Origin of the sequence: Campylobacter sp. 2018MI34, assembly GCF_016598975.1 — a bacterium.
In the GTDB taxonomy this organism is placed as follows: Bacteria; Campylobacterota; Campylobacteria; order Campylobacterales; family Campylobacteraceae; genus Campylobacter_D.
The window spans coordinates 1-13,677 of record NZ_JAENKS010000010.1 but is presented as its reverse complement, the minus strand read 5'-3'; the positions used below and the strand labels follow the sequence as shown (position 1 = coordinate 13,677).

The following is a 13,677-nucleotide window of genomic DNA, read 5'->3' as shown; positions in this document are numbered from 1 at the left end:
ATAACGGATTTATAGCTCAGTTGGTTAGAGCAACCGGCTCATAACCGGTTGGTCGCAGGTTCGAGTCCTGCTAAATCCACCACTATCTCTCTATCAGCTAGTAAAATAAATTTATATAGAAACTCTAATAGATTTTTAACTAAAACTTAAATTAATTATCTACATAATAAATTCTTAAAAATTAAAAAAATCTAGTAATACAAAAAAATATTTTCACTTGCTTATCTTTTTGTCTCTATTTTTTTGAAAAATAAAAATTTTATAAAAATAAATAGTGTTATAATTATTTAAATTACCAATAAAAAATAAAATGATTTAAATTTATATCTTAAAAAATTTATTAAAAAATAAAGAAAAGGAATATTTTTACATATGAAGAAAAAAATGGTGGTTAGAGGCAGAATCGAACTGCCGACACGCAGATTTTCAGTCTGCTGCTCTACCGACTGAGCTATCCAACCATTCTTCGAAAATTTTTCATAGAGTGTAATTCTATCTTTTTATCTTTAATATAACTTTAAATTTTATTTTTATTTTTATTAAAGTTTTAGAAGCTAGAATTACAAGATTTATTAAATTTAAAACTTAAATGAGGTTTTATTGAAACAATTCGGACTTGATAGACGTACTTTCAAAATATTATTAATTGGTTATATTATTATTGCTTTGATAGGAGCTTTATTTTTATTGTGTAATTGGGCTCATACAAAACCTATCAGTTTTTTAGATGCTTTTTTCATAAGTACTTCAGCTGTTAGTATGACTGGGCTTGTAACTAAAAATATTGCAACTGATTTTACAATTTACGGGCAAATTATTATTTTAACTCTTATACAAATTGGTGGATTAGGTTATGTAGGAATAGGACTTTTAGTTTATATTTTAATTAGAAAAAAAGTAAGTTTTGACGGTAAAAATTTATTAAGAGAAACTTTGCTTTACCCATCTATGGATGGTTTATTTAAATTCTTTAAAAAAGTTTTATTATTTATTATTGCTATAGAATTATGCGGAGCTTTATTATTAACTTTACGCTTTGCTCTAGATATGAACTTTTTAAAAGCTTTATGGTTTGGTTTATTTCACTCTATAAGTGCATTTAATAATGCTGGTTTCACCATCATTAAAACAGGGCTTGCAGATTATAAAAATGATTTGGCTATAAATTTTATTATCACAACCTTAATTATTATTGGAGGTTTGGGATATTTTGTTTTAATTGAACTTTATTTTTTTCAAAAAAAACGATTGCAAAATCTTAGCTTACATGCCAAAATCGTTATTATTGCAACAATATTTTTAATTTTATTTTCAACTTTTATCATCTTTACTTTTGAATACTCTAACGCCAAAACAATAGGAAATTTCTCTTTTTTTGATAAATTACTTGCTTCATACTTTACAGCAATTAATTATAGAACAGCAGGATTTTCAATGCTTGATTTAGGTGGTTTAAGAGATGCTAGTTTGTTTTTTGGATCTTTATTTATGGTAATAGGTGGAGCACCAGGAGGAACTGCTGGGGGGATGAAAGTTACTACCATAGTTGTATTATTGATCTATGCTTATTGGTCTATTAAAAATGGCCGTGTAAGAATTTTTAATTATGAAATTCCACAAGAAACTATCAATAAAGCTTTTATTATTGCTATTGGTTCAGCTGTTTATATCATCGTATGCGTAATTTTGCTTTCTTTATTAAATCCAGATATACGTTTTATTGCCCTATTATTTGAAACTTCTTCAGCATTTGCTACGGTCGGAGTTTCAGTGGGAGATGGCGGATCACTTTCTTTAAGTGCTTTATTAAATGAGCCAAGTAAAATCATATTAATTATTTTAATGATTAGTGGAAGAATAGGAGTTTTTGCATTTTTACTTTCTGTATTTAACAAAGATAAAACTATGTATATCAAATATCCAGAAGGAAGGATAAATTTATGAAAAATATTACTTATGGGATTATTGGATTAGGAAAATTTGGTTCAGTTGTTGCTGAAGAATTAATTTCTCAAGGGCATACTGTTATTGTTGCAGATAAAGATGAAGAAGCTTTAAAAAATATCCAAAATTCTACAAATTATGCTTATATTTTAGATTCTGCTAATACCACAGCTCTTAAAGAAGCTGGTTTTCATGAAGCTGAAATTGTTATTGTAAGTATTGGAGAAAATGTTGAAAAAAGTATTTTAACCTTAATGGCTCTTAAAGACATAGGAGTAAATACTATTATTGCAAAAGCAACTTCTGCTATGCATGGCCAAATTCTTTCTAAATTAGGAGCATCTAAAGTTATATATCCAGAAAAAGAAAGCGCAAAAAGACTTGTAAAAGAATTTCTTTTACGTTCAACAGATTTCGAAATTTTTGATTTATCTGCTAATACAATACGTGCCATTAAAATGATAGTAGATGATAAAATGGCAGGAAATTCACTTAAGCATATAGCACAAAATATGAAAATAATTGCTTATAAAAAATCAAATGGAGCTTGGGAAATAATGCCAGATCTTGAAACAATTATTGCTTATAGTGGCGATGTTGTAATTTTACTTGGAACAAGCAAAGAATTAAAAAATTTTGAATATTAATAATTAATATTAATATTCAAAAACTTAACAAAATTATGATAAAATACCATATATAATTTAAAAATTTTAAAGGAGATAAAATGTCAATAGCAATAGTTTATGGAAGCTCAATGGGAAATACTGAAGGTGCTGCAAATACAATTGCTTCAAAACTTGGAATTAATGATGTTTTTAATATCAGTGATATTGATGCTGATAAAATAAATTCTTATGATAAAATTCTTTTTGGAACATCAACTTGGGGAAGTGGTGATTTACAAGATGATTGGGATAGTTTTGATTTTTCAGCTTTAAATCTTTCAGGTAAAACTGTAGCGGTTTTTGGTATGGGTGATAGCGAAAGTTATTCTGACACATTTTGTAGTGGTATGGGAAAATTAGCCGAAAATTTAAAAAATGCTGGAGCGAATTTAGTAGGTGAAGTTTCAACTGATGGTTATACTTTTGAAGCAAGCGAAGCTGTAGTTGATGGTAAATTTGTAGGACTTGCATTAGACAATGACAATCAAGAAGATCAAACAGAATCAAGAATTGATGCTTGGGTTGAGCAAATTAAACCTTATTTTTCTTAATCTCATTAAAGTTTGCAAAAATGCAAACTTTAAATAATTTTCAATTTAAATTATATATTATTTGAAACTGTATTAACAAAATTCTAATCAATTGCAAAGTAAATAAAATATCAAAAGTTTTAAAAATTTAATTTTATACTTTTGCTACTATATTATTTATTTTTAAATTTTTGATTGTAAAAATACTACTTTTTATATTAATTATTAAATTTGTCTTCAATAAGCTTAAAAAATAAAATATTATTTATATAAAATTTCTAATTAATAAGTTTTTAAAAACTATTCTTAATGTAACTTATTTTTCTAAGATTATTGCAAAAAATACTTGAATTTATATAATTTCCCCTTAAAAGAAAATCTACAAAAAAATTAAAAATAAATTATATTTTAGCTACTTTAAATTTTGAATTTTTGAATATTTCAACAAGTCAAAAATAAGTTTCTTATCTAAAATTTAATATTTTTTACTTATCAATCTTTAAAAATACTAATAATTTTAATACTTTATTTAATTACTCAAAATGTAAAAAGCTAAGTTTTAAAAGCTTATAAAAATTTATTTTGTTTTTCTAAATTCATAATAAAATCAAACAAATCATTAGCTTCTTTATTGTTTAGTTTTATACAAACATTATTTAAAAATTTAGTTTTTAGCTCTTCAAATTTTAAAGGATTATCAAAATTACCTTTATTAATAAAAACATCTTTTTGAATTATCTTTCCATTTTGCAAAATAGCTTTTAAATGTCCTGGAAAATATTTTGGAAAACCTTGAGATTTTCTTTTTTCATAAGTAATTTTTTTAGCAAAATCAAGTATTTCTTTACGTTTTAAATTTTCATAAGATTTAAAAGTAATTTGACCATCAAAAAATCCTAAAGCCATTAAAAAAGGCATAGAAAATTTAGCTTCATAAGCACTCTTTGGAGTATATTTTATTTCTAAAGGATCACAAATAAAAGAGATAGGAACCTCATCAACAAAACAATGAATATTTTTAATTTCATTAGCCTTCAAGCCATCATTTCTTAAAGCAATAGCACAATCAATAAACCCGTGAGCAAAATGACAACTTGGATAAGGCTTTATCGAAACTTGCATAGTTTGCCAAATTTCACCTAAACCTTTATTAAGTTCTGTTTTATCGCACTCTTCTTCTATGCCAAAACATTTAAATATATTATCTCTGCCTTCAAAAATACTCAAAGGTCCACTCGTGTTATTTTTAGCAAAATGAGCAATTATAATTCCATTTTTAATGACATTAGCAATATGTAAAACTTTTGAATTAGATCCATTAGATAAAAACTCATTTATCCCACTTGCAAAGCTTCCTGCAAGTCCTAAAGCATTAATAATTTGCTCTTTATTTAGATCTAGTAAAATTGCACTTGTGCTAACACTTCCAAAAATTCCTGCAATAGCAGTAGTATGAAAACCACGCTTATGAAAAGTGCCTTTACTTGCAATACCTACTCTAGCTGCAATTTCCCAGCCAACTATAAAAGCTTTAATATTTTTTTTAGCATCTTGATTGATAGAAAAACCATAGCTTAGACAAAGCGGAGTTAAAATTGCACTTGCGTGCAAAATAGCTTCTGTATGCGTATCATCAAAATCTAACATATGAGAAGCAATGCCATTAAGCATAGTGGCATATATGGGATCTAATTTTTGATCATTTATCCAAACAGAAGTATTTTTTTCTATGCTTAAATTTTCAAAAGTCTTAAAAACATTTAAAACACATTCTTCTTTGCTTGCTGCTATCGCGGTTCCAAGACTATCAAGCATGAGCTCTTTAGCCCTTTGAATAACCACATTAGGGATATTTTCATATTTAAGATTAAAAATAAAATCTGCTAAAATTTCGCTATAAAACATAATTTTTCCTATTTTAAAATAGCACTATTTTTAATTTTTTCTAAAAATTCATCTACAAGTTTTGGTGCGTATCCTACATAGGTTGTTGCATCAAGTAAAGCATCAATTTCCTCTTCTTTTAATACCTTAGATACTCTTTTATCTTTAAGTAAAACTTCTTTAAAGGTTTTTTGTTTTTCAATGCCTAGCATTGCATTTTCATAAACAATCTCATGAGCGTGTTGTTTTCCATAATGATCACTTAATGCAAACATAATGCGTTCTGCTAAAACAAAGCCATTAAGAGTATTTAAATTTTTAAGCATCTTATCTTTTTTTACCTGTAAATCACTAAGAGCAAATTTCATATTTGCTAAAATTACAGAAAGCATTAAAAACATTTCAGGCAAAAGTTTCCATTCCATTTTCCAAACTTGTCCATCTCTTTCGTGCTCGTGTCTTTCAATATCACTTAAAATTGCTAAATTTGCCCTAAAAGCATTGCTTACTGTAACTGCATTTTCACTTATTGCAGGATTTCTTTTGTGTGGCATAGTAGAGCTTCCAACTTGTCCTTTACCAAAAGGTTCTGCAACTTCATCAATCTCATTATGTGAAAGAATTAAAATTTCATGTGCAATTTTGTTAAAAGTTGCATTAATATTACCCAAAACAAAACCAAGTTCTACAAAGCGATCACGTGCACTTTGCCAAGAAATATTAGGTACATTAAGTCCTAGATTTTCTAAGGTAAGTCTTTCTACTTCATTACACTGATCACTTAAACTTGCTTTAGTTCCTACAGCACCTACTATACTACCCACATAAAGTCTTTTTTCAAGTTCAAGTATTCTTTCAAAATGACGTTCAAGCTCACTTAACCAAATAGCCACTTTATGACCAAAAGTAATAGGCAAAGCTTGAAGAGTTAAAGTTCTTCCCATCATAGCAGTATTTTTATATGTTTTAGCTAATTTTACTAAAGCTTTTGCAATGTCCTTTAATTCACTTTTTATAAGTTGCATCGCTTCTTTAAATTGCAAGACAAGCCCTGTATCAATAATATCTTGAGTAGTTACCCCAAAATGAACATATTCGCCTAAATTATTATCACAAGCTTTTTCTAAAGCTCTAACAGTTGGAACTAAAGGATGTTTAGTTTTTTTGAATTCAGCAAAAATAAAATCCATATCCATAAATTTATAATGAGCTTTTTTTGCTATTTCATCAGCTGCCTCTTTAGGAATAATTTTAAGTTTTGCTTGTGCTTTTGCTAATGCTGCTTCAACATCGAGCCATTTTTGTATGCGATTTTGCTCACAAAAAATCTCACGCATACTTTCAGTACTCCAAGAATTTGCCAATAATTTTTGATCAAATACGCTAATTCCTGTCATTTTATCTCCTTATTTTTTAATACTATCAAAAGCTTGTGTTAAATCAGCAATTAAATCTTTAGTATCCTCAAGACCTATATGAAATCTTACAAATGGACCTCTTGTGCTTAAATCTATTGCAGTTCTAGGCGGAGTAGTAACAGTGGCTAAGCTTTCATATCCACCCCAACTTGCACCGATTGAAAAGTATTTTAATTTATCTACAAATTTAATAGCATCATCTTTATCATAACTATCTATAAATTCTATAGTAATCATACCATTGGTACCCTTATGATCACGCATAAAAATTTCATAATTTGGATGAGATTTGAGTTTTGGGTAGAAAATAGTTTTAATTTCTTTTCTGCTTTGTAAAAATTCTACAATTTCATCAGCACTTTTTTCGTGAGCTCTCATTCTTATATCCAAAGTTCTCATACCACGAAGCACTAAATAAACATCATCAGGACTTGTTGTAAAACCGAAAACTTCTGGAAGCCTGTTAAAATTTTTCCACTCTTTTTCATTTACTACTACTATACCCATAGTTACATCAGAGTGTCCGCTAAGATATTTTGTAGCAGCAATAACCGAAATATCTACTCCAAGCTCTAAAGGATTTAGAAAATATCCACTAGAATAAGTATTATCAATAGCTACTGGTATATTATGTGCGTGAGCAATTTTGCAAAGTTTTGGTAAATCTATAATTTCATAAAGAATAGAGCCTGGGCTTTCACATAAAATAAGTTTAGTATTAGGCTTAATTTTCTCTTCAATATCACTTGCATCAGCTTTTAAAAAATCAACTTCAACGCCTATTTTTTCCAAAAATAATTCACAAATTGTTCTAACAGGGCCATAAATAGCATCAGTAATTAAAAAATGTGCATCTTTACTAGCATAGTTTAAAAGCACCATAGCAAGTGCTGCAAGACCTGTTGGGAAAAGTTGGGCTCTATAACCACCCTCTAAAGCACAAATAAGTTTTTCAAGTTCAAAATTTGTTGTTGTTCCTCTAGCACCGTAACTTAAAACACGTTCTGTTTTTCTTAATTCCTTATGTTTTTGCCAACTAGCATGATCTTTAAAAAGTATAGTTGATGCACGCATAAGTAAAGGATTAACCGATCTTGCTTCAACACTTTGATCGCCTCTACCACAATGAATAAGTTTAGTTTTTGAATTCATTCTTTCTCCTTTTAAATATAAATATAAGTCATAATAATATTTATTATAGTTGCTACAAACATAGGAATGGCTGTTCTTTTAATTATAACAAAAGGGCTAACTTTTGCTATAGATGAAATAGCTAAAATTGCAGGTGCAATAGGACTAATACACCTTCCAAAACCAGTCATAATTTGAATAGGTGCTATCATAATAATAGTTTCAATGTTGAAATGTTTTGCTATATTTGGAATAAGTGGAGCAAAGCTAAAGAATGCTGCATTTCCTGAACCCATTAAAAAAGCACAAATTGCAAGCAAAATTGAAACCACAACAATAATAGCAAAAACTCCAAATCCTGCATTTTTACAAAATTCTATTAAAGTATCTACGAAACCAACAGATAAAAGACCATTTGCAAATACTTGACCACAAACTATAAGTGAAACTGTAATAACAAATAAATGTCCCATTCCTTTGAAGAAAATCATAATGGAATTTAGTGTTTCTACTACGCTTTTATAGCGTATCATTTCAAAAATAATAGCCACAAAAGTTGAAATAATCATTGCTACTGGAACATTCATTTTAATTGCAGTACTAGTAGCTGCTTTTACTTCTTGGGTACTACTTATTCCCATTAAAACTAATATACTATCAAGCACTGAACTAAATCCTAAAATTAAAACCAAAGGGATTATAGGCAAAATAGCATAAATTCTAGGAGGCTTTTTAAGTTCTTTTTCTTTGTCTTCATTTTCGTTGAGTTCTTTTTCAATTTCTTGTATATTAAAAATAAAATTATCTTTTTTATCAAAAAATTTATTGCAAAAATATACTGTAACACCTACAACTATAATAATTGGTAAAGTTACAGGAAGTTGATAATGAACAAAATAAATTGCAGGATCAATCTCAGCTATCTTTGATGCCATAATAACATTTCCACTTGCAGGACCATGATCAATGTATTGACAAATGGCAATAACACTTAAGGCAGAAAGTTTTGAAACACCCGATCGCACAAGTATAGGATACATAGTAACCATAAGTAAAAGTGCCAAACCTGCGTGAGATGGTATAAAAAGAACCAAAAATTGCACAATAAAATAAGCAACTATAAGCAAAACATAGGGAGATTTTATTGTTTTTAAAGGTTTTTCAAAAACTTTAAAAAGCGCATAAGAAGCCCCTACATGATCCATATAGGCAGAAAAACCTGCTATACTCATAAGTGTAAGACCAAGTCCAGCCAATGTTTTTGACATAGTCTGATTAAAAACTTCAAATATATCAAAAAAACCTAGATTTAAAGAACCCTTAGCAACAATATGCGGAGAAAGTCCAAAAATAGCAGCTAAAGAAAGCAAAAGCAAGCCACTTAAAAGCAATGCCATATGTGCATTGATTTTTTTATAAAGCATAAATACAAGCAAAGCTATACTAAATAATGAAAAACCAAGTCCTAGCAATTTTATCCTTTAACCGCTATAACTTCAATTTCAACCAAAGCATTTTTTGGTAGATCTTTTACTGCAAAAGCACTTCTTGCAGGATAAGGAGCTTTAAAAAAGCTTGAATATACTTCATTAAAATTTACAAAATCATTAATGTTAGCTAAAAAACAAGTTGTTTTAATTACATTATCAAAACAAAGATTGTTTTCTTTTAAAATAGCTTCTATATTTAATAAAGATTGTTTAGTTTGTTCTTTAATATCTTTAGCTTCTATTTCACCACTTGCTGGATTAATAGGAAGTTGTCCTGAAATAAATAAAAGTCCATTAGCTTCTCTATAAGCTGAATAAGGCCCTATAGCTTTTGGATAATTTGACATAGAATCTCCTTTAATTAAAATATTTAATTTTAATATAATAAAGTTTAAATTTAAAAATCATCTGAATAAATTTATATATTTTATTAATTTCAATCAATATAAATAAAAATTATAAGCAAAAACCAAAATATTTTCTAAATATTTATCTTAAAAAGCATGTAAAATTAAAAAATATACCAAAAATACTTAATTATAAAAATAATTTTTATTTTTTATTAATAATTTTTATTAATTAATATTATTTTTACTTTTAAAGAATATAATTAATTTAAAAATTATTTTATATAAGGAGAGGTTATGAAAAAATTAACAAATGACTTTGGAAATATTGTTGCTGATAATCAAAATTCTTTAAGTGCAGGTGTTAAAGGACCATTGCTTATGCAAGATTATATTTTACTTGAAAAACTTGCTCATCAAAACAGAGAAAGAATTCCTGAAAGAACGGTTCATGCTAAAGGAAGTGCAGCTTATGGAGAAATGAAAATAAGCGCTGATTTAAGTGCATATACTAAGGCAAAAGTTTTTCAAAAAGGAGAAGTTACTCCGCTTTTTTTACGTTTTTCAACCGTTGCTGGAGAAGCAGGAGCAGCTGATGCTGAAAGAGATGTTCGTGGTTTTGCAATAAAATTTTATACCAAAGAAGGAAACTGGGATTTAGTTGGTAATAATACCCCGACTTTTTTTATCCGCGATGCTTATAAATTTCCTGATTTTATACATACTCAAAAAAGAGATCCGCGCACTCATTTAAGAAGCAATAATGCTGCTTGGGATTTTTGGACACTTTGTCCTGAAAGTTTGCACCAAGTAACTATTTTAATGAGCGATAGAGGAATTCCTGCAAGCTATCGTCATATGCATGGTTTTGGAAGTCATACTTATAGTTTTATCAATGACAAAAATGAAAGATTTTGGGTGAAATTTCATTTTAAAACATTACAGGGTATTAAAAATTTAACCAATGAAGAAGCAGCTAATTTAATAGCAAAAGATAGGGAAAGTCATCAAAGAGATCTTTATGAAGCTATTGAAAGAAAAGAATTTCCAAAATGGAAAGTTCAACTTCAAATTTTAGCCGAAAAAGACATAGAAAAACTTGGTTTTAATCCTTTTGATTTAACTAAAATTTGGCCTCATAAGATTGTTCCTTTAATGGATGTGGGCGAGATAGTATTAAATAAAAATGTTGATAATTATTTTAATGAAGTAGAACAAGCTGCTTTTAGTCCTAGCAATATAGTTTCTGGAATTGGCTTTAGTCCGGATAAAATGCTTCAAGCTAGAATTTTCTCTTATCCAGATGCACAAAGATATAGAATAGGAACTAATTATCATCTTTTACCTGTAAATCGTGCTAGAAGCGAGGTAAATACTTATAATGTTGCAGGTGCTATGAATTTTGATATTTACAAAAATGGTAAAGCTTATTATGAGCCAAATAGTTATAATGATAGCCCAAAAGAAGATAAAAGTTATCTTGAGCCTGATTTGATTTCAGAAGGCAATGCTCAAAGATACAAAGCAATGGATGATGATTTTTATAGCCAACCTCGTGCCTTATTTGATTTAATGAATGAAAATCAAAAAGAACAACTTTTTAATAACATTGCTGCTTCTATGGATGGAGTTGAGAAAGAAATTATTGCTAGAGCTTTAAATCATTTTGAAAAAATTTCCCCTGCTTATGCAAATGGTGTTAAAAAAGCTTTAAATAAGTAGTTTTTACTTGCCTCTTTTTGAGGCAAACTAAAGATTATTTAAAGGATAATTTATGCAACTTAGTTTAGAAGAAGAAAAAAGATTTGCCGAGCTTTGTAAGATGGCATTTGATTTTGCAAGAAATAATGACTATGAAAATTTAAAGATAATGTTAGATGCGGGTTTAAATATCAATTTAAAAACACACAAAGGTGATACTTTGCTTATGCTTGCTGCTTATAATGATTCTTATGAGTGTGCAAAAATGCTTTTAGAAAAAGGTGCAAAGGTGGATGAAAAAAATGATCGTGGACAAACACCCTTAGCTGGAGTATGTTTTAAAGGATATTTATCTATGTGTAAGCTTTTGGTTAAATATGGAGCAAATATTGATGAAAATAATGGCTTAGGGATGACGCCTTATACTTTTGCATTAATGTTTGGAAGAAAGGAAATTGCTGAATTTTTACTCCAAAATTCTAAGAAAAGTTTTTTTAAAAAAATAAGTTTAAATATATTAAAAATATTTAAGAAGTAGATTTTATTATTATATAAATAATTTTGAAATATTAAAATCATTTATATAATTTTTTTATGCTTTAAACTTATAATTTTAGAATTGGTTATGATAGTCCTAGTTTAAAATACTTTTAAATATTAATAAATAATACTAATTTCCTCTAAACGTGTAATTCTTTTTAAATATTCAAATTATCTAGCTTATTAAGTAATTAATTTTTTTAAAATATATTATAAATAAGGGTATAAAAACTTACCTGTTTTATGTTAAGTTTTTGATAATTTCGTTTTTATAGCAATTTAATGTAATCAATGGATTATTTAATTTGACAAACCAAATTAAATATGATATAGTAATTTATAAATAAACGAACGTTCATTTATTTATAAATTGATTTTATGCTATAAAGGAGATAATAATTATGAAAAAAATAGTTCTTATTACAGGTGGTACTAGTGGTATTGGGAAAGCAACAGCTTTTAAATTTGGCAAGAATAGCTATATAGTTATTACGACAACAAGAGATGAAAGCAAGAAACAAGCTTTTTTATATGAATGCAAAATTCAAGGTATTGAGGCTGAGGTATATTTGGTTGATGTAACAAAAGAAGAGGAAGTGAAAAATTTAATTAAAACAATAGTTGATACATATGAAAATTAGACGTATTAGTAAATAATTCAGCTATTACAGGAGAAGCAAAATATTTTGCTCAAACATCACCAAATAATATGCGTAATATGGTGAAAACAAATATCATGGGGGTGTATTATGGCATGCGTTATGCTTTACTTGAAATGTTAAAAGTTGGTTCTGGCAGTATTGTAAATTTAGCTTCGATTGCAGGTTTAAATGGAATTCCATTTGCTGGAGAATATGGTGCCACTAAACACGCCGTGGTAGGAATGACAAAAGGTGCTGCAATAGAATATGTTACTTCGGGTATTCGTATTAATGCAGTAGCACCAGGTGCTATTTTAACGGATATTTTAAAAGAAGCGATTGAGTCAGGTGCTGTAACAAAAGAAACATTAGAAGAAATTCATCCAATGAAACGTTTAGGCACGGTAGAAGATATTGCTAATGGAATTTATTTTCTTGCCTCAGATGAATGTCCATTTATGACGGGTGTAGTTTTGCCAATTGATGGAGGTTATACGGCACAATAATCTTATCTTGCGTTAAAATATAAAATAATAAAAGTTAATTGAAAGGAAAGTAAGCAAAATGTATAATGTTATAACATAAATGAAAGGGTTATAAGATGCGTATTCGAGATAAAAAAAAAGAACAATTAATTATTGATGCTGTAATCACTCTTGCAATTGATGAGGGAATTCAAGGTTTATCCATATCAAAAATTGCAAAAAAGGCTAAATTAGCATCGGCTACTATATATTTATATTATGAAAACAAAGAAGCTCTTATAAAAGGTGTGTATATATATGTTAAAGATATATTGCGACAATATATAAATCGTAATATCAGCATAACTGATTCAGGTCAAAAAGTATTTGAAAAACTAATGAGCAATCTATACACATTTATAGTAGAGCGTATGGAGTATTTGTTATTTATAGAAATGTGTTCTTTAAATCCAAGTATTGCCAATGCAAATACGGTGGCAATGTTTGAACCTATTTTTTCAATTGTTGAAAATAAAATAAAAGAAAATACCTTTAAAAAAATTGCGCCTTATATACTACTTTCATACTGTTATAACCCAATTGTTCAATTAGCAAAAGATTATAGAAATAATCTAATAGAAGATATGGAAGAGAGATTTAAGTATATTAAGCAATTAAGTTGGGAAGCTATTAAAGCATGACTAATATTTATAGATAGTATTAATAATATAAAAACAATGTATAAAAGTTATTTTACAAATGGGTTTTTCTAGATATTTGTAAAAAATGTCAAAAAAAATAATCAATTTTTCTAGATTATTGATTAATCTTGTGTTTTTATAAAAACTTATAATTTTAAATGTATGATTTTAAGCATTTTTTTAAGACTTGTGTAATTTATTTTTACATATAGTCAATC

General features: G+C 27.8%; 13 protein-coding genes and 2 tRNA genes. 9 read left to right on the top strand and 6 right to left on the bottom strand.

Features of this window, described 5'->3' with window-relative positions; genetic code table 11:
• Window positions 1-5 precede the first annotated feature (5 nt).
• A tRNA-Ile gene (locus JG676_RS04035) sits at window positions 6-82 on the top strand.
• A gap of 303 nt (window positions 83-385) precedes the next feature.
• Here the strand turns inward: JG676_RS04035 and JG676_RS04030 are convergent.
• Window positions 386-461, bottom strand: a tRNA-Phe gene (locus JG676_RS04030).
• Between the two features lie 139 nt (window positions 462-600).
• On the opposite strand from JG676_RS04030, the gene JG676_RS04025 reads away from it, so the two are divergent.
• The 3 genes from JG676_RS04025 to fldA all read left to right on the top strand — a co-directional run bounded on the left by JG676_RS04025 (window position 601) and on the right by fldA (window position 3,163).
• Window positions 601-1,944 carry a TrkH family potassium uptake protein gene (locus JG676_RS04025; protein WP_200170118.1) on the top strand — a complete coding sequence of 448 codons (1,344 nt, stop codon included), beginning with the start codon at window positions 601-603 and terminating at the stop codon, window positions 1,942-1,944.
• On the top strand, window positions 1,941-2,591 hold the full coding sequence (locus JG676_RS04020; protein WP_200170119.1) for a TrkA family potassium uptake protein: 651 nt from the start codon (window positions 1,941-1,943) through the stop codon (window positions 2,589-2,591). The genes JG676_RS04025 and JG676_RS04020 overlap by 4 nt, the downstream gene beginning before the upstream one ends.
• Before the next feature lie 80 nt (window positions 2,592-2,671).
• Complete coding sequence (fldA, locus tag JG676_RS04015) at window positions 2,672-3,163, top strand: flavodoxin FldA (protein WP_200170120.1); 492 nt, start codon at window positions 2,672-2,674, stop codon at window positions 3,161-3,163.
• Window positions 3,164-3,709: 546 nt separating this feature from the next.
• Here the strand turns inward: fldA and JG676_RS04010 are convergent.
• The 5 genes from JG676_RS04010 to JG676_RS03990 are packed head-to-tail and all read right to left on the bottom strand — an operon-like array spanning window position 3,710 to window position 9,412.
• A complete protein-coding gene (locus JG676_RS04010) occupies window positions 3,710-5,047 on the bottom strand; it encodes an MmgE/PrpD family protein (protein WP_200217380.1) in 1,338 nt (445 codons plus the stop codon).
• An 8-nt stretch (window positions 5,048-5,055) separates the two neighbouring features.
• Window positions 5,056-6,423 (bottom strand): adenylosuccinate lyase, encoded by a 1,368-nt coding sequence (gene purB / locus JG676_RS04005; protein WP_200217379.1) that lies wholly within the window; start codon window positions 6,421-6,423, stop codon window positions 5,056-5,058.
• 9 nt (window positions 6,424-6,432) lie between these two features.
• Window positions 6,433-7,596 (bottom strand): PLP-dependent aspartate aminotransferase family protein, encoded by a 1,164-nt coding sequence (locus tag JG676_RS04000; protein ID WP_200217378.1) that lies wholly within the window; start codon window positions 7,594-7,596, stop codon window positions 6,433-6,435.
• An 11-nt stretch (window positions 7,597-7,607) separates the two neighbouring features.
• Complete coding sequence (gene dcuC, locus JG676_RS03995; protein ID WP_200217377.1) at window positions 7,608-9,047, bottom strand: C4-dicarboxylate transporter DcuC; 1,440 nt, start codon at window positions 9,045-9,047, stop codon at window positions 7,608-7,610.
• A gap of 2 nt (window positions 9,048-9,049) precedes the next feature.
• Window positions 9,050-9,412, bottom strand: a complete 363-nt coding sequence (locus tag JG676_RS03990) for a Rid family detoxifying hydrolase (RefSeq protein WP_200170125.1) — start codon at window positions 9,410-9,412, stop codon at window positions 9,050-9,052.
• A gap of 297 nt (window positions 9,413-9,709) precedes the next feature.
• Between JG676_RS03990 and JG676_RS03985 the strand changes: the two genes are divergently transcribed.
• From JG676_RS03985 to JG676_RS03965, 5 genes are all read left to right on the top strand, one after another.
• Window positions 9,710-11,134, top strand: a complete 1,425-nt coding sequence (locus tag JG676_RS03985; RefSeq protein ID WP_200217376.1) for a catalase — start codon at window positions 9,710-9,712, stop codon at window positions 11,132-11,134.
• A 52-nt stretch (window positions 11,135-11,186) separates the two neighbouring features.
• Window positions 11,187-11,651, top strand: a complete 465-nt coding sequence (locus JG676_RS03980; RefSeq protein WP_200217375.1) for a Cj1386 family hemin-binding protein — start codon at window positions 11,187-11,189, stop codon at window positions 11,649-11,651.
• A 403-nt stretch (window positions 11,652-12,054) separates the two neighbouring features.
• The gene (locus JG676_RS09200; RefSeq protein WP_200217374.1) at window positions 12,055-12,294 is read left to right on the top strand and encodes an SDR family NAD(P)-dependent oxidoreductase; all 240 of its coding nucleotides are present in this window, start codon (window positions 12,055-12,057) and stop codon (window positions 12,292-12,294) included.
• Between the two features lie 23 nt (window positions 12,295-12,317).
• The gene (locus JG676_RS09195; RefSeq protein ID WP_200217400.1) at window positions 12,318-12,800 is read left to right on the top strand and encodes an SDR family oxidoreductase; all 483 of its coding nucleotides are present in this window, start codon (window positions 12,318-12,320) and stop codon (window positions 12,798-12,800) included.
• 95 nt (window positions 12,801-12,895) lie between these two features.
• The gene (locus JG676_RS03965) at window positions 12,896-13,459 is read left to right on the top strand and encodes a TetR/AcrR family transcriptional regulator (RefSeq protein ID WP_200217373.1); all 564 of its coding nucleotides are present in this window, start codon (window positions 12,896-12,898) and stop codon (window positions 13,457-13,459) included.
• Window positions 13,460-13,677 lie beyond the last annotated feature (218 nt).

Bases quoted from the DNA above. Each gene is read 5' to 3' on its own strand.
- JG676_RS03965 (WP_200217373.1), top strand. From the start codon at position 12,896: ATGCGTATTCGAGATAAAAAAAAAGAACAATTAATTATTGATGCTGTA.
- JG676_RS03985 (WP_200217376.1), top strand. From the start codon at position 9,710: ATGAAAAAATTAACAAATGACTTTGGAAATATTGTTGCTGATAATCAA.
- JG676_RS03990 (WP_200170125.1), bottom strand. From the start codon at position 9,412: ATGTCAAATTATCCAAAAGCTATAGGGCCTTATTCAGCTTATAGAGAA.
- JG676_RS09200 (WP_200217374.1), top strand. From the start codon at position 12,055: ATGAAAAAAATAGTTCTTATTACAGGTGGTACTAGTGGTATTGGGAAA.
- JG676_RS03980 (WP_200217375.1), top strand. From the start codon at position 11,187: ATGCAACTTAGTTTAGAAGAAGAAAAAAGATTTGCCGAGCTTTGTAAG.
- purB (WP_200217379.1), bottom strand. From the start codon at position 6,423: ATGACAGGAATTAGCGTATTTGATCAAAAATTATTGGCAAATTCTTGG.
- JG676_RS04010 (WP_200217380.1), bottom strand. From the start codon at position 5,047: ATGTTTTATAGCGAAATTTTAGCAGATTTTATTTTTAATCTTAAATAT.
- JG676_RS04020 (WP_200170119.1), top strand. From the start codon at position 1,941: ATGAAAAATATTACTTATGGGATTATTGGATTAGGAAAATTTGGTTCA.
- fldA (WP_200170120.1), top strand. From the start codon at position 2,672: ATGTCAATAGCAATAGTTTATGGAAGCTCAATGGGAAATACTGAAGGT.
- JG676_RS04000 (WP_200217378.1), bottom strand. From the start codon at position 7,596: ATGAATTCAAAAACTAAACTTATTCATTGTGGTAGAGGCGATCAAAGT.